This is a genomic window from Niastella populi (assembly GCF_002078015.1).
GTDB classification, from domain to species: Bacteria; Bacteroidota; Bacteroidia; order Chitinophagales; family Chitinophagaceae; genus Niastella; species Niastella populi.
This window is the reverse complement of sequence record NZ_LWBP01000078.1, coordinates 73723-97137: the sequence shown is the minus strand read 5'-3', so window position 1 is coordinate 97137 and position 23415 is coordinate 73723. Positions and strand designations below refer to the sequence as shown.

21 protein-coding genes are annotated in these 23415 nt (G+C 45.9%); 10 read left to right on the top strand and 11 right to left on the bottom strand.

Going from position 1 to position 23415, the window contains the following annotated elements; translation table 11 throughout:
- Positions 1-86 precede the first annotated feature (86 nt).
- Positions 87-1799: a gamma-glutamyltransferase gene (ggt, locus tag A4R26_RS08720; RefSeq protein ID WP_081163401.1), complete on the bottom strand. Its 1713-nt coding sequence runs from the start codon at positions 1797-1799 to the stop codon at positions 87-89.
- A 452-nt stretch (positions 1800-2251) separates the two neighbouring features.
- Here ggt and A4R26_RS08715 point away from each other — a divergent pair, with 452 nt between their 5' ends.
- The 5 genes from A4R26_RS08715 (at position 2252) to A4R26_RS08705 (ending at position 9739) form a co-directional block, all read left to right on the top strand.
- On the top strand, positions 2252-4789 hold the full coding sequence (locus A4R26_RS08715; protein ID WP_081163400.1) for a M14 family metallopeptidase: 2538 nt from the start codon (positions 2252-2254) through the stop codon (positions 4787-4789).
- Positions 4790-5175: 386 nt separating this feature from the next.
- A complete protein-coding gene (locus A4R26_RS08710; protein WP_081163399.1) occupies positions 5176-7692 on the top strand; it encodes a PIG-L family deacetylase in 2517 nt (838 codons plus the stop codon).
- Positions 7693-7848 carry a hypothetical protein gene (locus A4R26_RS34825; protein ID WP_165760199.1) on the top strand — a complete coding sequence of 52 codons (156 nt, stop codon included), beginning with the start codon at positions 7693-7695 and terminating at the stop codon, positions 7846-7848.
- Between the two features lie 20 nt (positions 7849-7868).
- Entirely contained in the window at positions 7869-7994 is a 126-nt protein-coding gene (locus A4R26_RS35805; protein WP_278248411.1) for a hypothetical protein, read from the top strand.
- Entirely contained in the window at positions 7991-9739 is a 1749-nt protein-coding gene (locus A4R26_RS08705; protein ID WP_081163398.1) for a sodium:solute symporter family protein, read from the top strand. The genes A4R26_RS35805 and A4R26_RS08705 overlap by 4 nt, the downstream gene beginning before the upstream one ends.
- 30 nt (positions 9740-9769) lie before the next feature.
- Here A4R26_RS08705 and A4R26_RS08700 read toward each other — a convergent pair whose 3' ends face one another.
- From A4R26_RS08700 to A4R26_RS08685, 4 genes are all read right to left on the bottom strand, one after another.
- Entirely contained in the window at positions 9770-10726 is a 957-nt protein-coding gene (locus A4R26_RS08700; RefSeq protein ID WP_081163397.1) for a bifunctional helix-turn-helix transcriptional regulator/GNAT family N-acetyltransferase, read from the bottom strand.
- A gap of 144 nt (positions 10727-10870) precedes the next feature.
- Positions 10871-11710: a DUF2911 domain-containing protein gene (locus A4R26_RS08695; RefSeq protein WP_081163396.1), complete on the bottom strand. Its 840-nt coding sequence runs from the start codon at positions 11708-11710 to the stop codon at positions 10871-10873.
- A gap of 69 nt (positions 11711-11779) precedes the next feature.
- Positions 11780-13243, bottom strand: coding sequence for a carboxypeptidase regulatory-like domain-containing protein (locus A4R26_RS08690; protein WP_081163395.1), 1464 nt, complete (start codon positions 13241-13243; stop codon positions 11780-11782).
- Between the two features lie 40 nt (positions 13244-13283).
- Complete coding sequence (locus A4R26_RS08685) at positions 13284-13886, bottom strand: RNA polymerase sigma factor (RefSeq protein ID WP_207625715.1); 603 nt, start codon at positions 13884-13886, stop codon at positions 13284-13286.
- Positions 13887-14072: 186 nt separating this feature from the next.
- Between A4R26_RS08685 and A4R26_RS08675 the strand changes: the two genes are divergently transcribed.
- Positions 14073-15128: a T9SS type A sorting domain-containing protein gene (locus tag A4R26_RS08675; RefSeq protein ID WP_081163392.1), complete on the top strand. Its 1056-nt coding sequence runs from the start codon at positions 14073-14075 to the stop codon at positions 15126-15128.
- 119 nt (positions 15129-15247) lie between these two features.
- Positions 15248-15913: a peptidase associated/transthyretin-like domain-containing protein gene (locus A4R26_RS08670; protein WP_165760198.1), complete on the top strand. Its 666-nt coding sequence runs from the start codon at positions 15248-15250 to the stop codon at positions 15911-15913.
- Positions 15914-16069: 156 nt separating this feature from the next.
- On the opposite strand, the gene A4R26_RS08665 is transcribed toward A4R26_RS08670, so the two are convergent.
- From A4R26_RS08665 to xerD, 3 genes are all read right to left on the bottom strand, one after another.
- Positions 16070-16255: a hypothetical protein gene (locus tag A4R26_RS08665; protein ID WP_081163390.1), complete on the bottom strand. Its 186-nt coding sequence runs from the start codon at positions 16253-16255 to the stop codon at positions 16070-16072.
- Positions 16218-16745: a DUF6934 family protein gene (locus A4R26_RS08660; RefSeq protein WP_207625714.1), complete on the bottom strand. Its 528-nt coding sequence runs from the start codon at positions 16743-16745 to the stop codon at positions 16218-16220. The genes A4R26_RS08665 and A4R26_RS08660 overlap by 38 nt, the downstream gene beginning before the upstream one ends.
- 133 nt (positions 16746-16878) lie before the next feature.
- Positions 16879-17778 (bottom strand): site-specific tyrosine recombinase XerD, encoded by a 900-nt coding sequence (xerD, locus tag A4R26_RS08655; protein WP_081163389.1) that lies wholly within the window; start codon positions 17776-17778, stop codon positions 16879-16881.
- A gap of 146 nt (positions 17779-17924) precedes the next feature.
- Between xerD and A4R26_RS08650 the strand changes: the two genes are divergently transcribed.
- Positions 17925-18464, top strand: a complete 540-nt coding sequence (locus tag A4R26_RS08650; RefSeq protein ID WP_165760197.1) for a YkgJ family cysteine cluster protein — start codon at positions 17925-17927, stop codon at positions 18462-18464.
- Positions 18465-18497: 33 nt separating this feature from the next.
- On the opposite strand, the gene A4R26_RS08645 is transcribed toward A4R26_RS08650, so the two are convergent.
- Positions 18498-18857, bottom strand: coding sequence for a YraN family protein (locus tag A4R26_RS08645; protein ID WP_081163387.1), 360 nt, complete (start codon positions 18855-18857; stop codon positions 18498-18500).
- Positions 18858-18892: 35 nt separating this feature from the next.
- On the opposite strand from A4R26_RS08645, the gene manA reads away from it, so the two are divergent.
- Together manA and A4R26_RS08635 are read left to right on the top strand one after the other, a co-directional pair.
- On the top strand, positions 18893-20113 hold the full coding sequence (gene manA / locus A4R26_RS08640) for a mannose-6-phosphate isomerase, class I (protein WP_081163386.1): 1221 nt from the start codon (positions 18893-18895) through the stop codon (positions 20111-20113).
- A gap of 110 nt (positions 20114-20223) precedes the next feature.
- The gene (locus tag A4R26_RS08635; RefSeq protein ID WP_081163385.1) at positions 20224-20790 is read left to right on the top strand and encodes a DUF6580 family putative transport protein; all 567 of its coding nucleotides are present in this window, start codon (positions 20224-20226) and stop codon (positions 20788-20790) included.
- A gap of 353 nt (positions 20791-21143) precedes the next feature.
- Here the strand turns inward: A4R26_RS08635 and rnhA are convergent, their stop codons facing one another.
- Both rnhA and A4R26_RS08620 read right to left on the bottom strand, forming a co-directional pair.
- Positions 21144-21623: a ribonuclease HI gene (gene rnhA, locus A4R26_RS08625; RefSeq protein WP_081163383.1), complete on the bottom strand. Its 480-nt coding sequence runs from the start codon at positions 21621-21623 to the stop codon at positions 21144-21146.
- A 35-nt stretch (positions 21624-21658) separates the two neighbouring features.
- The gene (locus A4R26_RS08620; RefSeq protein WP_242674866.1) at positions 21659-23296 is read right to left on the bottom strand and encodes an acyl-CoA carboxylase subunit beta; all 1638 of its coding nucleotides are present in this window, start codon (positions 23294-23296) and stop codon (positions 21659-21661) included.
- Positions 23297-23415: the final 119 nt, after the last annotated feature.

Sequence of the window (23415 nt, the reverse complement as noted above, 5' to 3'; positions counted from 1 at the left end):
CTTCCAAAACGCTGAACTTATATGAACTCATCTTAATAATGCCTGCCCAATGGGGCAGCAACCACAAACTACAAACCACAAACCTGTTAATATCCTGCTGCCGAATCGTCGCCGCGTTTATCGGCCACCGCCTCAATGGTGCCATTCGCATCGATGCGTATCACCTCGGTACGGCCGATGGCGCCTCGCTGGGTCACTTTATAACCCATTTGCCGTAGCTGCTCTCTTACCGGTTGGGGAAATGCGGCTTCCACGAAGATCTCATCGGGCAGCCACTGGTGATGGAATTTTGGTTTGTTCACGGCATCTTCCGTGCTCATGTCGAATTCCAGAATGTTGATCAGCGTTTGAAATACCGACGTTGTAATCGTAGTGCCGCCCGGCGTGCCCACGACCAGGAACGGTTTATTATCTTTTAAAACAATGGTTGGCGTCATGGAGCTAAGCATCCGCTTACCGGGGGCAATGGCATTGGCATCGGCGCCAACCGCGCCATACATATTGGGTACGCCGGGTTTTATGCTGAAATCATCCATTTCATTATTTAGTAAAAAACCGGCGCCGCCCACAACGGTCCGGCTGCCGTACCCGCCGTTCAGGGTGGTGGTCACGGAAACGGCATTACCGCTTTTGTCGTATACGCTGAAGTGGGTTGTTTCTTCACTTTCGGGAATAAGTCCGGCCCCGGTGGTCTCACTGCTGCCTGCCGTTTGGTCATTGTAATCTTTCATTCTTTCCACCGCATAGGCTTTGCTGGTGAGCTTTTTTACCGGCACTTTATAAAAATCAAGGTCACCCAGGAATTTTGCCCTGTCGGCATAAGCGCGGCGTTCTATTTCCGTCATCAATTGTACCGCCCGGGCCGACAGAAAACCATATGCTTTCACCGGTTGATCTTCTATCATCTGCATCATTTGCGGCAGCAAAACACCGCCACTGCTGGGCAGGGGCATGGTGATTATTTTGTAGGATTTATAGTCGAATACAACCGGTTCCCGCTCTTTGGCCTGGTAATTTTTCAGGTCGTCATAATTGATAATGCCGTTGGCCCTTTTCATTTCTTCAACAATAAGGCGGGCGGTTTCCCCTTCATAAAAGCCGGCCATGCCTTTATCGCGGATCCGTTTAAGGGTATTGGCCAGGTCTTTTTGAACCAGCGTATCGCCGGCCTTCCAGCCACCCGCTTTAACAAATACGGGGGTAACCGTATTATATTTAATAAAGGCGTCGCGGGTACGGTTCAGGTCATGGGCCTCCGATTCAGTGATTACGAAACCGTTTTCGGCGAGGTCAATGGCGGGTTGAATTAATTTGGTAAAGGGAAGTTTGGCATATTTCATGCACCCGAATAAACCTGCAACTGTACCGGGAACACCCGCCGCGAGGTGACCATTTTGACTTAAAGCCGTTTGAGCATTGCCTTGTTTGTCGAGGTACATATCACGGTGTGCCCTAGCCGGTGCCTTTTCACGATAGTCGATCGTAATGTTGGTGCCGTTAGACAGTCGCATAACTGTAAAGCCACCTCCGCCAATATTCCCTGCGCCGGGGTATACTACTGCCAGCGCCAGTTGTGTAGCAATGGCAGCGTCAATGGCATTGCCGCCCTGTTTCATTATGGAAACACCGGTTTCACTCGCCAGTGGATGTGCAGAAGTTACTGCACCATTTGAACCGATGATCTTTTTTTGTATAGTGTATTCATAAGGGTTAATTTGTAATGTAGCGGCGGAACGTGGACCTGAACAGGCGCAGCAAAGCATTACTAACGGCAACGTGTACGAAAAAAAAGCTTTCATATTAAAATAAGTTAGAGTAGCTAAAATTAACAAACCAAAATTAGCTTCCGGTTTTTTTTATATTTGCGTTAAATGTTCTAATTTTAGAACACTAACAAAAACTGTTTACGGGGTCCAAACCACATGAGCTTATGAGAAAGTACCATTGTACGCAACTTATAGCAACCTTCCATTCTTCTCAGCTCCAATGTGTTTTGCCGTCTTTTGCATTCCATTTGTTGGTCAGTAATCCATTTCACTGGCATGCCATAATTTTCACGCAGACGTTTCCATAAATAATGCCTCCGGCAGGTAAGGTCCTGCAAGGTTACACACATGATCACTAGTACGCAATATTATTGCGTTCATTATAAACTCTTAGTGGTCACATGAGAAAATAAAAGCATTTCACTTAGGTGGGGTGCTTTTTTCTTTTTCACCGATTTAGTTACTTTCACAGTACATTTTTAAATATGAAGAAAGTCACCGCAGGCGTAGCGTTGTTGTTACTGATTTCCGGCCTGGCACTGGCCCAGGTAAAATCACCCGAACAGTTTCTCGGTTATAAACTGGGCGCCCGTTATACCCCTCATTTTAATATAGTGAACTATTGCAGGCAGGTAGCCGAAGCTGCGCCCGAAATGGTAAAGCTGGAGCAATATGGCACTACCAATGAAGGCCGGCCCTTACTATTACTATACGTAACATCGCCCGGTAACCTTTCCCGCCTCGAGGAAATAAGGCAGAATAACCGGCGGCTGGCCGGAATGACCTACGATAAAATGGCGCCGGATGAAAAAGCGCCCGCCATCCTGTGGCTGAGCTATAATGTACATGGCAACGAAACCTCTTCTTCTGAGGCCGCCATGCTTACCCTGTACGAACTGGTTAACCCGGCCAATGCCAAAACAAAAGAATGGCTGCAGCAAACCGTGGTGATCATCGACCCCTGTATAAATCCTGATGGCCGCGACCGCTATGTGAACTGGTTCAATTCGGTGGTAGGCGCAAAACCGAACCCGCAGCCCTACACCCGTGAACATTCGGAACCCTGGCCCGGCGGAAGACCCAATCACTACTATTTTGACCTGAACCGCGACTGGGCCTGGCAAACACAGGTTGAAACACAACAGCGTATTATAAAATACAACCAGTGGCTGCCGCATATACATGTAGACTATCACGAACAATACTATAATAACCCGTATTATTTCGCACCGGCCGCCGAACCTTACCACGAGGTGATCACCGGCTGGCAGCGCGAGTTTCAAACCATTATAGGCAGAAACAATGCAAAGTATTTCGATGAAAACGGCTGGTTGTTCTTTACCAAAGAACGATTCGATCTTTTCTACCCCAGTTATGGCGATACTTACCCCTTGTACAAAGGCGCCATCGGTATGACCTACGAACAGGGAGGCCATAGCCGTGGCGGCGCGGCAGTTATTAACCGCGATGGCGATACCCTCACCTTATGGGATAGATTATACCATCACTATACTACCGGTATGAGCACCATCGAAGCTACCGCGCAAAATGCGCCAAAAGTGGTGCAGGAGTTTAAAAAGTATTATGATAAAGCGCGTACATCACCGCCCGGTGAATTCAAGTCATATGTAATAAAGGCAGATGAAGGAAAAAAGATCGTCAGGCTGCAGGAGCTGCTCGACCGTAATAATATAAGATGGGCATTTGCCAACAATGGAAGCAGTTTTTCAGGTGTGAACTATTTTACCGGTAAAACCGAATCGGTAAAAACAGTCAGAGCGGATGTCGTTATCAATGCCAATCAACCCAATGCCAATTTATTGAAAGTGCTTTTTGAAAGGAATTCCCGGCTTACCGATACCGTAACATATGATATCACGGCCTGGTCGGTTCCATTTGTATATGGACTTACCACATACGGCATCAACAATTATATAAGCGGGGTGATAGATAATCAACCCATATACAGCGATACCATATTCTCACCTATAAAAGAATCTACAGTAGCGTGGGTCGTACGCTGGAACGGTTTGAACAGTGTGCAGTTCCTGAGTCAGATCATGCAGCAGAAAATAAAAGTGCGTTATGCCGAACAACCCTTCAAGATTGGCAATGATGAATTTGAAAAAGGCACCCTCATCATTACCCGTACCAGCAACCAGGCGTTGGGCGCTTCCCTTGGCAAGATCATTTTTAACGCGGCGCGTAAAGCCGGTATCGGCTATGTACCCGTTACTTCCTCTTTTGTTGATAAAGGATTTGATTTTGGGTCAGAAAAAGTGCATGGCATGCTGGCGCCCCGCATCGGGTTGCTGGCAGGCGATGGCGTGAACTCTTTAAGTATGGGTGAGGTTTGGCACTATTTCGATGTACAGATCGGTTATCCGGTAAATGTTATCTGGGCGAACGACCTTACAAAAAATTACCTGAAAGAGCTGGACGTACTTATTTTACCCGATGGCAATTACCGCTTTTTGAGCGACCGCCAGATGAATGAGGCCCTGAAAGACTGGGTAACCAATGGGGGCCGCCTGATTGCATTGGAAAGCGCAGTTGGACAGTTATCAGCTGCCGACTGGGGCATTAAGATCAAGAAAAACGATGAGGAAAAGGAAAAAGAAGACAAAAAAGAAGATTACAGCCTGCTGCGCCGCTACGAGAACCGCGAACGTGATTTTATTCCGGGATACAATCCCGGATCCATTTATAAAGTAGAACTTGATAATTCACATCCCCTGGCTTTTGGCTATGATACCGCTTATTATACCCTCAAACAGGACAATACCATTTATGAGTTCTTTAAAGAAATGGGCTGGAATGTGGGAGTGATCAAAAAAGACAACCAGGTGGCCGGTTTTGTGGGTTCGAAGCTGAAAGATAAACTGAAAGACGGCTTGCTGTTTGGGGTGCAGGATATGGGGCAGGGCAATATTATTTACCTCACCGATGACCCGCTGTTCAGAAGTTTTTGGGAGAATGGAAAGCTGCTGTTCAGCAATGCGGTTTTTATGGTAGGGCAATAGGTTAATTTGATAATGTGATAATGGAAAACAATAGGCAAGCGTGAAAAGTGAAAGTCGTCTACTCAGGACTCATAATGAGAAATCGGCAAAGGTAGAAGGCAATAAATTTCGGGCAGCACAACAGCCACATATTAAAATTTGATTAGGGAGCCCATTCACCATTGACCATTCACCTTTCACCATGTTAAAATTTACCAGCGGATTGGCACACTGCTCAGCATTGTGTTATTTTGCCCCCGTTTTCAGCTTAAAACTATAAGAATGAAACGTCCACGGCAAAATTTTCATTATAGTATAAAGCCAATGAAGATTTTGCTATGGTAAGTTCCCCGTCCGAACGGGTCGTCCGGGCGGGCATCTGGCTAAAAGAAAATAATAATTTTTAGATGAATGATTTTTACCCCGGGCGCTTACTGCTGCTGATCGTTTTACTGTATGTACTGCCAGTTTCAGCGCAACCGCCCGTAACCAATACGTCGGCCGATATTTTCCTGCAATTAAAGAAGCTCAGGGTGCTGGGGTCGGTATTGTATTTTGCCGCCCACCCCGATGATGAAAATACCCGTTTATTAGCCTGGCTTGCCCGCGAACGGTTATACCGCACCGGTTATTTATCTCTCACCCGTGGTGATGGAGGACAGAATCTCATTGGTGACGAACAGGGCATCGATCTTGGGCTGATACGCACCCAGGAATTACTGGCCGCCCGCCGTACCGATGGCGCCGAACAATTCTTCAGCCGCGCCTTTGATTTTGGGTTCAGCAAAAGTACAGACGAAGCACTGGAAAAATGGGGCCGGGAAAAAGTGCTCAGCGATGCCGTTTGGATCATTCGCAATTTTCAGCCGGATATTATAATAACCCGTTTCCCGGAAGACAGCCGCGCCGGTCATGGCCACCATTCTGCATCGGCAGTAATAGCCCATGAAGCATTTCGTGCCGCGGCCGACCCTGCAAAATTCCCTGAACAACTGAAGAACGGGGTGCAGCCCTGGAAGGTGAAACGCATTTTCTGGAATACCTACAATTTCGGCAGTACCAATACTACCAGCAATGAACAGCTAAAAATAGATGTAGGCGGTTACAACGCTTTAGTGGGAAAAAGTTATGGTGAAATAGCGGCGGAGAGCCGTAGCCAGCATAAAAGCCAGGGCTTTGGCGTACCGGGAAGCAGAGGCGCACAACTTGAGTATTTTTCATTCACCGATGGTGAAGCTGCACAGAACGACATCATGGAAGGAGTGAATACTGGCTGGGCAAAAGTGGAAGGCGGCGCCGCCATCGAAAACATGATAGATGATATCATGAAGAATTATTCGCTCGCCAATCCCGAAAACTCGGTTCCCGCCCTGGTGAATTTGTATAAGGCAATGCAGGCATTGAAGGATGGTTACTGGAAGAGGCAAAAAATGGAAGAAGTGCAGCGCCTGGTAGAATATTGCAGCGGATTGTTCATGGAAGCCACTACAGGTAATGAGCAGGCTGTTTCAGGCGATTCAATAAAGATCAGTATTACTATCAATAACAGGCTGGGCGCGCCGGTACATTTAAACAAGGTTAACCTCGATGTACTTGACACCACTATAAACCAGCGCCTCGAAAAGAACCGTAACTTAAACCTGCAGCGCACAATTTATGTGTTCACTACAAAGAAAATTTCACAGCCTTACTGGCTCGAGCATAAAATGAGCGACGGCTCTTTTACCGTCAACGAACAGTCTTTGATCGGTAAACCACAGAACGAACCGGCTTACCAGGTGCGTTTCGACCTGGTGATCGCAGACCAGCCTTTCTCTTTTACAAAACCGGTGCAATACAAACATACCGATCCGGTGAAGGGCGAGTTATACCAGCCGCTGGTTGTTGTGCCTTCAGCCACAGTTACCACCGAACCAAGCGTTATTATCTTCCGTAAAAATGAAAAGCAAAGCGCCGAAGTAGCCATTACCGTAACAGCCAATAAGCGGTTCTCGGATTATACCGCTAAGATCTCGAAGCGGCTTACTTATGATAACAGTATAAAGACAGATAGCAACTTTTCTTTACAACCGGGCATGCAGCGCCAATACCTCTTCAATATCGACAATGGCATGCTGAAAGATAAAGAGCATGATTTCGTGCAGGCCTTTGTTGAGTTGAAGAACGGGAAAGAAGAACAGCCCGCTTACCTGAACCTGAACAACATCCGTTACGATCATATTCCGCACATCCATTATTTTTACCAGGATGCCATCAAGGTACTGAACATGGATATTAAAACGGCAGGTAAAAAAATTGGTTATATTGAAGGCGCAGGTGATAAGGTAACCATTGCATTGCAACAGATGGGTTACGAGGTAACCATTTTAAAAGAAAAGGACATCAACCCGTTTAACTTAAAACAATTTGATGCCGTCATAACCGGCGTACGGGCGTACAATGTGCATGATTACCTTGGAGGAAAACACGAGGTGCTGATGGATTATGTAAAGAATGGCGGTAACCTCATTGTTCAGTATAATACCAGCAATTTTATCAGTTCGGTAACTTCAAAAATAGGGCCTTATCCCTTTGCGATCTCACGTAACCGCGTAACTGATGAAAAGGCAACGGTAAACTTTTTGTTGCCCGGGCATGCGGTTTTGAACTATCCTAATAAGATCACCGCAAAAGATTTTGACAACTGGGTGCAGGAGCGGGGTATTTATTTCGCCGACCAGGCAGATGCGGCTTATGAAATGCCCTTGTCGATGGCCGACCCGAATGAGAAAGAACAGAAGGGAAGCCTGATCATTGCCAGTCATGGAAAAGGCAAATTCGTTTATACGGGGCTGGTGTTCTTTCGCGAACTGCCTGCAGGTGTACCGGGCGCTTACAGGTTGCTGGCGAACATTATTGCATTAAATAAAAAGAAGGGATTTTAGATGACTCGTTTATCAAAGCGTGAATGGTTTTTTATAATAGCTATTGGTGCCGGGTTGATACTGGGCCGGCTGCTGAAAAAAATGACCATTGGACTGGCATTGGGATTATTACTGGCATTTATGGCCGTAATGATCGTTTCGAACAAACGGAAATAACCCAACAAAAACGAATACGCATGTCAACGATCGATAAAGAACAGATCCCTGTTTTTAAGAAATGGCGGCATTGGTATTGGCTGGTGATAGGGTTTTTGTTAGTGCTGGTGGTTTTGTTTTATTGCTTCACTAAATTCTTTGCATGAACTTTTCCCGGTTAGACTGGACGGTGCTTGTTTTCACCCTGCTGCTTATCATCGTGTACGGGGTGTATCGCAGCCGTACGTCGAGGAACCTGGAAGGGTATTTATTAAGCGACCGCCAAATGCCCTGGTGGCTGGTGTTGTTGAGCATCATGGGCACACAGGCCAGTGCTATTACTTTTTTAACCGTGCCCGGACAGGCCTTCAGCGACGGCATGCGGTTTGTTCAATATTATTTCGGGCTGCCCCTCGCTATGGTGGTGATCTGTATTTCGTTTGTACCCATCTTTCACCGGTTAAAGGTCTTTACCGCATATGAATACCTCGAACAGCGGTTCGATGTAAAGACCCGTTTGCTTACTTCCTCTCTTTTCCTGCTATCGCGTGGCCTTTCAACCGGGGTAAGCATCATTGCGCCATCTATTGTTTTACATAGTATGCTGGGTTGGGATATAACCTCAACCAATATATTTATGGGTGGACTGCTGATCGTTTACACCGTAAGCGGTGGCGCCAAAGCGGTGGCCTATACGCAACAGTTGCAGGTGATCATTATTTATACAGCCATGTTCCTGGCTGCCTGGTGGGCCATTAAAATGTTACCCGAAGGGATTGGGTTTACCGATGCATTGCATATCGGCGGTAAATCGGGCAAACTGAATGTGATCACTACGGGTGTTACTGAAAAAGGGTTCGACTGGAAAGACCGTTACAATATCTGGAGCGGTGTAATAGGCGGTTTCTTTCTGGCATTGAGTTATTTCGGCACCGATCAAAGCCAGGTGGGGCGGTATTTAACTGCCCGCAGTGAACAGGAAAGCAAGATCGGTTTGCTGATGAACGGGCTGGTAAAAGTTCCGCTGCAGTTTTGCATATTGCTGATAGGTGTATTGTTGTTTGTGTTTTATCAGTTCAATAAAGCGCCGGCCTTTTTTAACCTTGCCCAGGAGCAAACCATAAAGCAAAGCGCCAACGCCGGTGAGTTTGCTACGGCCGATCAGCGATATCAACAGGTGCAGGATGAAAAAAGAAAAACCGTTGTGGCATTGGGCAATGCTCTGCAAAATGATAATGAAACGGAAATTGATCAGTTACGCTCGAAACTGCAGCTACAACAGCAGGAAGCGCGTCAGGTGCGCGATTCTATTTCGAATATTGTAAAAAAGACCATACCCGGCAGCGATGGAAATGACGCCAATTATGTTTTCCTTCGTTTCGTTGGCGACTTTTTACCCAATGGCCTGGTAGGGTTGATCATTGCTATTATCTTCCTGGCTTCCTGGAGCAGCATCGCCGCGGCCCTGCATGCGCTGGCATCCTGTACCATGGTAGATTTTCACAAACGATTATCGAAGCGGGCCGCTACGCCTTTACAGGAATACCGCTGGTCGCAAACCTATGCGTTGATCTGGGGTATATTTTCAGTAATAGTGGCCCAGTTCAGTTACAATCTCGGTAATAGTCTGGTAGAAGCGGTGAACATCCTCGGTTCCTGGTTCTATGGCACCATCCTCGGCATATTTCTCGTAGCTTTTTACTTTAAATGGATAGGAGGGCATGCTGTTTTCATTGGTGCTATTATAGCGGAGATCATTGTTATCAGCGTATACACCCTCGACTGGCTCTCGTTCTTATGGTTGAACCTGATAGGCGCAGTGGCGGTAATTATATTCAGCTCTTTGTTGCAGGTACTGTTTTTTCGTTCTTCGGCTAGCGCCCCGCAACGGGAAAAAGCATTACCGAAATAAGTTATAATACTACTGCTCCTGGGTTAATTATCAAATCCCGATCACCAGTTCCATTTGTATGTTGCATCGTTCATACGGGGTGGTATGGCCTATTACTTTCTGAAACCCTAATTTGTGATACAGGTTGATGGCTGGTTTCAGTATGGTATTACTTTCAAGGTATAGTTTTTTAGCGCCTAATGATCTGGCTTTATCAATGGCGGCTATTCCCAACAGCCAGCCAATGTTTTTTCCCTGCGCCTTTGGCGAAACGGCCATCTTCACCAGTTCGTATTCATAAACGGGATCATCCATTTTCATTAACGCGCATACACCCACCGGTTCGTTGTTATATAACGCTACCAGTATATGGCCGCCCGGGTCAATGATGTTTTGTTGTGGATTATCCAGCGCTTTATGATCGGCCGCTTCCATTTTAAAATATTTGGAGATCCATTCCTCGTTCAGTTGTTTGAACGCTTCCTGGTAAGCTGGATTGTAATCCACGATCTGTACATCGCGGCTTTCGCGCATTTTCTTTTGTTCCTGAACCCGGCGCAGGAGCGATTTCTGTTTTAACAGGAATTCCCATTCCTCAATGGCCTTCCAAAGATCGTGGCGGGTTTGCGACAGCGCATCCTCGATGGCATTGGTAACATCTGTATATTGCGGGGCAATACTGCTAACTACTTCTTTGCCTTTTTTCGAAAGGCAAACCACATTCTTGCGGCCATCCTGTTTATCTTTTTTTTCAGTTACGATACCCTGTTTCACCATTTCCCTGATGATAGTGCTTACCGAAGGGTGGGAGTGGCCGATCTCTTCCGCAATTGCGGTAATGGTTTTGTCCTGCCCCTGCGAAAGGGCATGAAATACAGGGAACCATTTGGGATGCAGCGATACGTTGTACATCTGGTAAACCTGGCCGGCATCTTCGGTTATTTGCTCACTCAGACGGCGCAACCGGCTGCCCAGGGCCATTTTGCCGGCATTGTTATAAAAGTCCATTGTTTAACTAATTATGTAATTGATTACGTAATTTAAGACATTGTTATTTTCCGGCAAAAGAAAAACGTGTTTTTTATACATGGGCGGTAATTAAAAAAGGTGTGTTTCTTTTGAAACACACCTTTAAAACATTGATTGTGAATGCTATTTTAAAGTAGCAAGCAGCTTTTGGTTCAACGCCACGTAATCGTCGTTCTTGGCTTCTTTTGCCAGTTCAATTGATTTGTTGGCTGTTTCAATAGCTTCCTGTTTTTTGCCCAGTTTTGCCAGGCAATTGGCTTTCTGGTGAAGTACCCAGAAGGCTTTGGGATTTTGTTCTGCCGCTTTGTTAAACCAGGTAAGGGCCTGGTTCAGGTCCTTGCCATTGTCCATATAATACATGGCAGCGCCGAAATAAGGATGTTTTTTAGCGTCTTCCTGTTTCATCAGCTCATCGATCTGGGCCATTACTTTGCCTTCTATATCGGTGCTGATGGGAAGAGCCACATCGGTTTGGTCCCACATCAAATGCAGCTCAATGCTTGTTGGCTTTACATTGGCGAACTGCATGGTGAAGGTTTCCATTTTGTTTTTGATGCTTACAGGTTTTGCCTGTACACGCACTACATCATTTTCCTGTTTGTAAGCTGATGGTGAAGTTACATCTACTGATTTGGTAATGATGAACGTCCATGAACCTTTATCAGGAATAGTAAGCAAACCATATTTACCGGCTGGTATTTTTGTGCCGCCGATAGTTACCTCATCGGAAAAGGTAAGGGTGGTAGCCTGGTTGGCTCCGGTACGCCATACTTTCCCAAAAGGCACCAGGTCGCCATAAATTTTGCGGCCTTTCATGTTTGGGCGGGAGTATGACAATTCAATGGAACCGAGGCCAAAATCCTGTTTAATGGTTTGTGTACTGGAAGGCGCAGGTGTTTTAAGCTGCGCTTTAGTGGTAACAGCAAATGCGAGCAAGCATCCAATCATTATAGTCTTTCTCATGACGAAGGTATTTGCGCGAAAGTAAGATATAAAAGAATTGCGCAATGAGAAGTTTGGATGAACGGATCATTAAAAACGTACCATAACGGTAACCCGGGCTTTACGTCCACTCCGCAATTTCCAGGAAGGCCCCTGTTTAATAAGGCGGATGGCTTCTTCATCGTGTAGTTTTGACAATGACTGTTCTATTTTGAAATCGGCTAAAACGCCTTTTTTATTTACTTCAAATGAGAGCACTACATTTCCTGAAAGACTGTCGGCGCCGGCCGGTGTGTTTTTATTTTTTTCCAGGTATTGCCCAAACGCAACCCAGCCGTATGCAGGTTCCGCTTCATAAACGGTTACATTCGGGAGTTTATAGTTGTTTGCCAGCTGTTTTCTGCCGTTGACAACTCCCGGTGCGGTTGGGGTGTAATAATTTGCATTGGCCGCATGGTTCGCGGGTTGCAGTTGCAGTTGGTTCATTGATGCATTGTTCTGAAGAACGAAATTCTGCGTTCCATAACCGCTTACATTCACCGCCACGTTCACTACCGAATCGGAAACCGGTATTTTAAAAAATCCCGATTTGTCGGTGGTGAAATTATTGAAGAAGTTGTTATTGTTATTTTTTTGTATTTGTACATAGGCGTTAGCAACGGGATTGTTGAATGGGTCCGTTACCTGGCCTTTGATAAAACCCGACAGGTTCTTGTCTTTTGAGACCGCTTTTTTTAAGCGACGTTCCGGTTTGGCTATCGTTATCAGTTCGGTCTCAGCTTCTCTATCCTGAAATTTTGCATCATCACTTTTAACGGCTTTAGACACTACCGGCGCTGCAGCGGCAGCAGGAGCCGAAGGCGTGGGTTCCACTTTCTTTTCGGCCGGCACGTCTTTCTTTTCCTGATTGGCAAAATACCTGTCAGGGTTGTCTAACGTCTGTTTATTGGGTGCAGCCTGCGCCTGTGTTGAATAATTTAAAACATTCGATTGTTGCTCCGACTTTCCTGTTGCGGCCCGTGCGCTTTCTTTGCTCGTTACAACCTGTTGTTTATTCGGGTATCGACTGATTGTTTTGGGTGTTTCAACAGGTGGTGTTACCGAATCGGTATCGATGGTGATATTTTTACTATCGGCAGGCGAAGGCGCGGGCGCTTGTTGCTGTTGCTGATTTTCTGTTTTGGCAAAAGCGGTTGTATTGTTTTCCGTTGTGTTCCGGTTAACAAGGGTGTAGATCCACACGCCGCTGATGATCACTATAACCGCGGCTGCAGCGGCCTGCCAGTAGCGGAAAGGTTTAAACGCCACTACCCGGCCTTTGCCGGTTGTACGGGTTTGAAATTGCTGATGCAGTTGTTGTAACTGACCGGTAACAACCTTTTCTTCATGTTCTTCAAAAGCCTGTTGCATACCTTCAATGGCGTCGGCCAGGAACGGATCGTCAAGCGCCGCTTTTTCCATAGCGTGCATTTCTGCGGCAGGTAGTTTCCCCTGCACATATCGCTGGATATCTGCTGCCGAATATTGACTGATATGTTCTTTATGATCGTTCATGACTGGTAAAGCCTGGTCAGTTTATTTTTCCATTAACCGTTCAATACCTGGTATTACGGGCTTCAACGGTTTCCGTTTCCGGTTTCTCCATACAAATTTTTAAATTCCGTCTGCCGTTCTGGATAAAGCTGCGAACCTTATTCCATTCAATGCCGGTTGCTTCTGCAATTTCTTTATAACATTTGTTCTGCAAATAGAACAATTCCACAGCTGTTTTTTGCTCCGTTGATAAAGTTTGCAAACAACGCTCCAGTTTTTGCAGGTTATCTTCTCTCACCTGTATGCCATTCAGATGCACTTCTTCCTCCAATTGCATACTATCGGGATTAAATTCTGTGGTTCTCAGGTTTTTCGGTGTGCGTAACTGCATGAGACAGTAGTTTTTAGCCAGGGTATACAGCCAGCTTTTAAAATTTTCCACCTCATGTTTGGGCAATTTGACCACCAGCTCTTCAAAGATCTGCATCACCGCGTCTCTCGCCGGCTCGGGTTGTTTCAGGTATTTCAGGCAAACGCCATATAGCAGGTCCATATACCGTTGAAATAGCGCCGCCAGCACATCCATATTCCCGGATGTGCGAAACAGGCTGACCAATTCCCTATCGGGCAACTCGCTGGTTGGTATGTTCTTTAAAAATGCCACCGACGCTTAAAATTAACAAAAGATATAACAAGTTGGTTGTGTAAATAATAAGACGATAATTCCGCGCTTTGGTTGCCATGTTCTTATGCAGGTTCAAAAGCCTGCCCGGCATGGGCTTAAATATTTTTATTTCCGGGTTATGTAATTTTTGCGGCAGCCACATCAATATTGGCAAATACGTTCTTTATGCCAAGATCTTTACAGTTAAACATAGCCGAACCCTGCCATGAGAACTGGCAAAATATGACCCCGCAGGAACAGGGCCGTTTTTGCGGTTCGTGTCAAAAGACGGTAGTTGATTTCACCATGATGAGCGACCAGGAAGTATTGAACTATTTTTTAAAGGCAGATCACAACGTGTGCGGCCGTATGGCCGATGACCAGTTGAACAGGGAACTGAAAATAACAGAAACGAAGAAACGCTTTTCATGGGCGTACGTGTGGAATATTCTGGTGGCCACTTTTCTTATGACAAAGGCAGATGCACAGGTTAAAGATAAACCTGAGAAACCGGTTGAAATTATTAGTGAAGACCGGCCAATCATGGGGAAGGTGGCTTATGGGCCCCGGGCTGGTGTAAAGAAAACTGTAATACCTGTTGAAATGAAAGGTTTGGTGCTCGATGAAAGGAATAACCAGCCGGTAATGGGCGCCAGCATACGCGTGAAAGATGCCGGCATTGGGTGTATGGCCGATACAGCGGGTAAGTTCACCCTTAAAGTGGAGAAGACCGAAGCGGTGGTGTTGGAGTTCAGTGCTATCGGGTATGAAACGCAAACCCTGGAAATTGATGCGCTTGCCAACAGGAGTGATATTCAGGTTGCATTGAAACCTGCCGTTGTTGGGTTGGCAGAGGTTACTGTTAATAGTTCTGAAATTACAAAGAGGTGTAATGTCAGAATGGGCGGTGTAAGTTACCGTGTTACTCATACCAGAACTGAAAAAATAAAAAGCAATATAAACGACTTGTTGCCGAAGAAAGATACCAGGTTATACCCCAACCCGGTAGTACGCGGTAACAGCCTGCAGATACTTTTATCGCTAAAACAGGCCGGTGCATACAAACTGGAGGTTTTGAACGCGGCCGGACAGGTTATGCAGGTACAACCGTTGTTGATGCAAACAAAGGAACAGGTGATCGATCTGCATACACAGGTGGCATGGAGCGCCGGTATTTACTGGTTGCGCATTTCATCGCCCGATACAAAGAATGTTTATCAAAGTAAATTGTTGCTGCAATAGTTTTTACAGCGAAATACTTATGGAATTTTGTTTACTCGGGCATCTTAATTAAAACCGCACTTATGTCAAGATCCGTACAAATTCATATACCGCAACCCTGCCATGAGAACTGGCAGAACATGACACCTAAAGAAAAGGGGCGCTTTTGCGGTTCGTGCCGGAAAACAGTAGTTGATTTTACTGCGATGAGCGATAAGGAAATGCTCGATACTATCACCAAAGCAGCAGGCCAGCCGCTGTGCGGGCGTTTTGCCAATGATCAGTTGCACAGGAAGATAGAACCGGCGATTAATAAACGGCGGTTTTCAGTGCCATACATTTGGAATGTATTGCTGGCCGGTATGTTGTTTTTTGAGTCGTGTGATGACAGTACAACAGGGGAGGTGGAGCGTGTTGAAATAGTAGAAGATAACGAAGTACTAGGTAAAATAGCAGTTGATGATAGTGTCACATGTCACCAGCCGCCGTTAGAGATAAATGGGAAAGTATACAATTTGAATACAGGTTTACCGGTGGCAGGCGCACAGGTTCGTTTATTGGGCAGTACCCGAGAAGCTGCAGTTACCGATTCAATGGGTAAGTTCAGCTTAGGAAATGATACCGGTAAAGCTGTAATATTAGAAGTTACTGCGCAAAACTTCTTCACAAATACAGTGCAGTTGAATAACTATGCCGATTGGAATGATGTAGAGGTGGCAATAAAAGAAGAGGCTTTGATGGGGGCGGTTTTAGTGCAATTGGATACTACAAGCAAGGGTAAAGAAAAATGTAAGAAAGAAAAATAAATCCCTTTTCCTTTTTCTACGGGTTCATCAGGAAGTAAAATGAGGTAGTGATTATTTCTATTTCATGGTTCTATACCGGCCGCAGGGCCGGTATTTTTTATAAATAAAAAAGCCATCGCGACTTTGTCGGGATGGCTGAATATAGGTGATAAAAAATTATCTTTTTAAATCGTCAAGGTTCAGTTGGGATAATACTCTATTGGCTTCTTCAACCTTTTCAGGGAAATATATTTTATCAGATGGCTTATCGAGTACTGTTAAGTTAATACCCAGAGATGCGGCGAACTTAATGATCCGTTCCTTCTCAAGTTGTTGTTCCTCCTTGTTCTCTTTCTGGCTCATACAATAAAATTTTATATTGATACTTAAAGTTAAGGTTTTTAGGTCGAACTAAAAAGCCAAAATAATTAACCCCTTTTTCAAATGGCTCTTTATTAATAGTATACTCCTCATTGTGTGTACCAACTATTTCGAAATCAAGAATTAATTCTTCCAGGTTTAGTGTGATTGCCATCCGGTAAAGTCTTGTTCGTTCGGGGCTGCTTCCTGTGAAGTATACCCATTTGTCAGGATATTTGTCAAAGAACACCCTTAACACAGATACGACGGTTGCAAGTATTTTATTTCTATCATTGTTATTATCTCTTGCTAAATCGTCTAAACTGCCATCGTATTTTTTAGTTCCAAATGCTAAATTGTATATGGATTTATCATCTTTATAAGAGGAAAATTGAATGATCTTAGGAATAGTACCTTTAGGTCCTACGCTGGCAAACTCATACACAAGGTAATCACTTGTCACAAGCAGTTCAGTATACATCTCATACTTCATATACCCACTACATATATTATTGTACCGTTAAGTTAAGTAAAACGCTAATAGTAACAACAATAGATACACTAAATAATTCATTAGTTGTGTGTATGCAAATTTGTACTTGTATGAGTGCAAATGTTTTCTTTCATCATTTAAACGCCGGATGAAACTGCTGCAGCGTATCGCGCAGGAACTCCCTGTCGAGGTGCGTATATATCTCAGTGGTGGTAATGCTTTCATGCCCCAGCATCTCCTGCACGGCACGCAGATCGGCGCCCCCTTCTACAAGATGTGTGGCAAACGAGTGCCTGAATGTATGCGGTGAAATATTCTTTGTAATGCCTGCTTTTTTTACCAGGTCTTTCAACATCAGGAAGATCATTACCCGCGTTAGTTTGGCGCCGCGGCGGTTCAGGAACACATAATCTTCATGACCCTTTTTTACCGGCACATGCACGCGTATATCCCTTTTGTATATGGTAATATATTTTACGGCTGAATCTCCGATAGGCACCAGCCGTTCCTTATCGCCTTTACCTGTTACCCGAATAAAACCAACATCGAGGTACAGTGCCGACAATTTCAGGTTCACTACCTCGCTTACCCGCAAACCGCAACTATACATGGTTTCAAGAATGGCCTTGTTACGGCCGCCTTCAGGTTTACTAAGGTCAATTTGTGCAATGATATTTTCTATTTCATCAAAGGTGAGTACATCGGGCAATGCGCGTTTTAGTTTTGGCGCCTCCAGCAGGGTAGTGGGGTCTTTGGTTACAATGTTCTCTATAAGACAATACTTATAGAACGAACGAATGCCCGAAATAATGCGGGCCTGTGAAGTGGGCGTCATACCCAGTTCATTTACCCAGCGGATGAACTGTTGCAGATCGGGCAGGGTAACATTGGCCGGACTTTGCACATTGTTCTTTTCCAGCAGGAACTGGGTCAGCTTTTCAATGTCGCGCAGGTACGCCTCCACCGAGTTATCGGAAAGCGATCTTTCCAGTTGCAGAAAAGCCTTAAATCCTTTTTTATAAGGGTCCCACATAGTGTATGGTTGATGCTAAATAAGGTTATGCCAACAACGCTGTTAACCGTAACAAAATTTGCTATATTCGTTGCTCAAAAATAACGCATCCATTTTATTGGCCACTTTTTAAATCAACTGTTCCCATGCTGCTTAGCTTAAGTAAGATGAAGAAAAAGATGCTCCTTAACCGGTCTCTTTTCAGAAGGTTCCTTACCAAACTGGAGAAGGAGCCGCCCCGTGGGCTCGATAACCTGGCGGTAAAAACCGATAAGCTGGTATGGGCAGAAACAGATTGCCTGGCTTGCGCCAACTGCTGCAAGACCATGACGCCTACCTTCACCAATACCGATATCAAGCGCATTTCGGCCCATCTTAACATGACTGAGGATGCGTTTAAAAAGAAATGGTTGAAGAAAGACCGCGCCGGTGACTGGATCAATACCCGCCAGCCGTGCCAGTTCCTTAACCTCAGGGATAATAAGTGTTCAATTTATGAAGTGCGGCCCAAAGACTGTTCGGGCTTCCCTCACCACACCCGCCGCCATATGGTCGACTATATGCACGTGTTCAAACAGAACATTGAGTATTGTCCGGCTACCTTCAGGCTCGTTGAACGTATGATAGAAGGCACAACTGCCGGTAAAGCGGAAGTTGTGGTTACAAAACTCAAAGAAGAAGGAAAGATACACAAGGCAAAAAGCTAAACATTGCTGAACGCCTGCTGAATATTTCAGCACTCATAAATAAACATCCTCAATAAAAAAGAATTCAACCGGCTGCCCCGGCAGCATGGTAATGGATAATATATTCAACTGCACCTGCCGCCATTGCGGGTTTTTGTTCATATATGCCCTGGCGCTGTGAAGCATATTGTTTATTTTCTTTTTTGAAACGCTTTCTTCGGGATGGCCGAACAGCAGGCTGCACCTCGTTTTTACCTCTATTATGTGCAGCAGGTCATCGCGCGAAGCAATAACATCGATCTCATACCGCGCATAACGCCAGTTGCGATGTAAAATAGTGAAACGCTGTTGTTGCAGATAATCAACAGCCATGTCTTCCCCTTTTTTACCGGTATCATGATGCTGATAGCTCATTGCATTTTTGTATCATTGCAAATTACTGAAGATATATGGCGAACAATACTAAAATATTCAAATTACAAGGCAAGGTTCAACATTATACCTGGGGTGGAACGGATTTTATTCCTGCCCTGTTGCATTTGCCCAACAACGATAAGAAACCTTTTGCCGAATACTGGATGGGTGCGCATGATAACGTGCCATCGGAAGTGGTGCTGCCTGACGGTAGCCTGCAACCGCTGAATGCCTTCGTAAAACAGGATGCAGCCGGCATATTGGGAAAAGCGGTTAATGAGCGTTTCGGCCGCCTGCCGTATTTGTTCAAGGTGCTCGATGTAAAAGATATGTTGTCGATACAGGTGCACCCTACCAAACAGGCAGCAGTATCGGCCTTTGATGCGGAGAACCGGAAGGGTACGCCGCTGAATGCGCCCAATCGTAATTACAAAGACGATAACCATAAGCCCGAATTAATGCTTGCATTGAGCGATTTCTGGCTGCTGCATGGCTTTAAAGCCCCACAGGCACTGGTGACCATCCTGATGCAAACACCCGAACTGCAGTTCCTGGTACCGGTATTTGATGGAAAGAACTATCATGCGTTGTATGAAATGGTAATGACCATGGACCAGCATGAAGTGGATGAGCATCTGCAACCCCTGCTCGATCGCATTGTTCCTCTATACGAAAAAGGATTTTTAAACCGGAGCCAGGAAGATTTCTGGGCGGCGCGCGCTGCTAAAACTTTTTGCGAACCCAATAAGCTCGATCGCGGTATCTTCTCCATCTACCTGTTCAACCTGGTGAACCTGAAACCCGGTGAAGCCATTTTTCAGGATGCCGGTATTCCGCATGCTTATCTCGAAGGACAGAACATGGAGCTGATGGCCAATAGCGATAACGTATTGCGGGGCGGACTGACCAATAAATACATCGATGTACCGGAGCTTATGCATCACACGAAATTTGAGCCGGTTATTCCCGATATTTTAAAAGGCACCGATGGACCGGTTATTGGCGAAACCGTGTTCCCTACGCCGGCTGCCGATTTCGAACTGCACCGGCTTACGTTGAAGGCGGGTTCGCCCGTAACGCTCACAGCTGCTACTGCCGAAATATTGTTTGTGTATGAAGGGGCGGTATCGGCCAGCGATGGCAACAATGAAATTTCATTGGGCAGCGGCGAAACGCTCCTGGCTACCGCCGGCGCTTCGTTTGAATTGACCCCATCGCAGCATACGGTGATGTTCAACGCAACTGTACCGCATTGATGGTAAGGCGATGTGCCACTTTTGCTTTCGACAATTCAGGATAACGTGGCTCACCTTGAAGGTCTTGCAATGTTTATATTTTAAATTAACTTTGTTATTATTCTATAGATATGAAAATCAACAAATCAATCATCTGGTCGCTGATAGTAATGGTCGTAGTGGCCGCTTTGTACCGCGTTATTCCCGGCCGTCCATTTGGGTTTGAACCGCAGCTGGCGCTGGCCCTGTTCAGCGGCGCGATCATAAAGGATAAAAAAGTGGCTTTAGTGTTACCGCTGGTTTCCATGTTCATTTCCGACCTGTTGTACCAGGTTTTATACAATGCCGGTTTATCTTCCATTTATGGTTTCTATCCCGATCAATGGATCAATTACCTGCTGTATGCTTCCGTTGTGATGTTTGGCTTTTTGATCAAAAAAGTGCGGGTGGTAAACGTGCTGCTGGTATCACTGGCCGCACCAACCTATTTTTTCCTGGTGAGCAATTTCCTTACCTGGGCTGGCGTAGGCGGGTACGATATGTATCCTAAAACCGGGGCCGGACTGGTTACCTGTTATGTGGCCGGTTTACCATTCTATTATAACGGATTGATAAGCTGCGTTTTATTCAGCGCCGCCTTGTTCGGTGGCTGGTACCTCATCAACCGCCGGGTTCAAAAGCCGGTTGTTGCCGCCTAGGTTTTTCCAACTAATCATATTGAGAGCCATTCCGATCTGTCGGGATGGCTTTTTTTATTGCCCTGCTCTTAAGGATCAGTAAGGTTTGGGCCTGGCTTTTTCCATACTTTATTGTAATTAAACATACATATAGCATACCTGTACCACGTATCAAACACATACCAACCCAAACAATTGCCTGGGGTTTGTCTGGGCTTGGTCTGCGTTTGGTGTGGGGTTGGTTTGCGCTTAAATAAAATCAAACCCAAAGAAGGCCAGCCCGGGAACCCTTTGAGTTCGGGCAAAAACAGAATACCCTCCGGGTGGAGGGTATTTTATTAAAAAGGCAAAAAATGTAACAGGTAATTTAGAAATTACAGATCTTCTTTTCCAAAACCTGCATCTTCCTGCAGGTTACCGCCATCGGCGGCGGCGGTGGCCAGTTGGTCGCAGCGGTTATTGAAAGGGTTGTCGGCATGGCCTTTTACCCAAACGAACTTTAGTTGATGTTTCTGCATCAACCTGTAAAAGCGGGTCCAGAGGTCTTTGTTCTTTTTGCCCCCTTTGAAATCTGTTTTGATCCAGTTATTCAGCCAGCCTTCCATAACGGCTTTTACTACGTACTGGCTATCTGAGTAAATAGTGATCTTCAGCCCTTCGCGGTTAAGGGCTTCCAGGGCGGCGATCACCGCCATCAATTCCATTCGGTTGTTGGTAGTGCGGCGAAAACCGGCCGATAGTTCTTTACGGCTGCCGCCCCATTGTAAAATAGCCCCATAGCCCCCGGGGCCGGGGTTGCCGCGCGATGCACCATCAGTATATATAACGAGTTCTTTGTTCGCAGTAGTAGCCAAAATGAATACAGATTTTTGGTTCAGCCGGCAAGATACTATACCTGAATGACACCCGTATTAAAAGGTGGAAGATCGGGATTGTTATTGGCTGCTGTCAAACTCTCAGAAATGATCTGTCTTGTTTGTGCCGGATCGATTATCGCATCAACCCACAGGCGTGCTGCTGCATAATAAGGGGTCGTTTGTTTTTCGTACCGGCCTTTTATATCGTTCAAAAGCTTTTGTTCTTCTTCGGGCGATACCTCGCTGCCTTTGGCCTTCATGGCGCTTACCTGGATCTGTAAAAGTGTTTTGGCCGCCTGTTCGCCACCCATAACGGCGATCTTTGCACTGGGCCAGGCATAAATGAAACGCGGGTCATAAGCCTTACCACACATGGCGTAATTACCGGCGCCGTAGGAATTGCCTACGATGACGGTGATCTTTGGCACTACCGAATTGGCCACGGCATTCACCATTTTAGCGCCATCTTTTATTATGCCTGAATGTTCACTGCGCGAGCCTACCATAAAACCGGTAACATCCTGCAGGAACACCAGCGGAATTTTCTTCTGATTGCAGTTCATGATAAAACGGGCGGCTTTATCGGCGCTGTCGTTATAAATAACGCCGCCCATTTGCATTTCTCCTTTGGCGCTTTTTACCATGGTGCGTTGGTTGGCCACAATGCCTACCGCCCAGCCATCGATGCGGGCATAACCGCAAAGGATGGTTTTACCGTAATCCTGTTTAAAGGGTTCGAATGCCGAATCGTCGACAATTTGCTCAATGATCTGCAGCATATCGTAGGGGCGGGTAGCATCGGCGGGTAGAATACCGTAAATATTCTGCGCCTCTTTTTTAGGCGCTTTTGGTTTTATGCGATCGAAGCCGGCTTTGGTAGGATGTCCCAGTTTCGACATGATCTTTTTTACCTGGTCGAGGCACTCCTGTTCGGTTTTGAATTTATAGTCGGCAATACCGCTGATGGCGTTGTGCGTAACGGCGCCGCCCAATGCTTCGGTATCGATGGTTTCGCCAATGGCCGCCTTAACGAGGTAAGGACCTGCGAGAAAAATTGAACCATTGCCTTCCACCATCAGCGTTTCATCGCTCATGATGGGCAGGTAAGCGCCGCCTGCCACACAGGCGCCCATTACCGCTGCAATTTGGGTGATACCCATGGCGCTCATGCGGGCATTGTTCCTGAATATTCTGCCAAAATGTTCTTTATCGGGGAAGATCTCATCCTGCATGGGTAAGAAAACGCCAGCGCTATCAACCAGGTAGATTACCGGCAAACGGTTCTCCATGGCAATCTCCTGTAAACGCAGATTCTTTTTTCCGGTGATGGGGAACCAGGCGCCTGCCTTTACGGTTTGATCGTTGGCGAGAATTACGCACTGGCGGCCGCTTACATAGCCTATACCGGCAACCGTTCCGGCCGACGGACAACCACCCTGTTCTTCATACATTTCCCAACCGGCAAAAGCCCCGATCTCTATGAAAGGGGTGTCGGCATCGAGCAGATAACTAATGCGCTCACGCGCCGTTAATTTGTTTTTTTCTTTCTGTTTGGCAATCGCTTTTTTACCACCGCCCAGGGCTACCTGTGCAAAACGTTGTTGCATTTCGCTAAGCGCCCGTTTCATTATGTCTTCGTTGCGGTTAAATTCGATGTTTATATTATCCATGTAGTTTTATAATGAGTTGTGATCGGCAAACCCCGACTCCATCGGGGCAGGCTGTGAAAGGCCCTCTGTTATTCATGATTCCTGCCTTTGTATTCAGTATGCTGATTTTTTTAGTATTT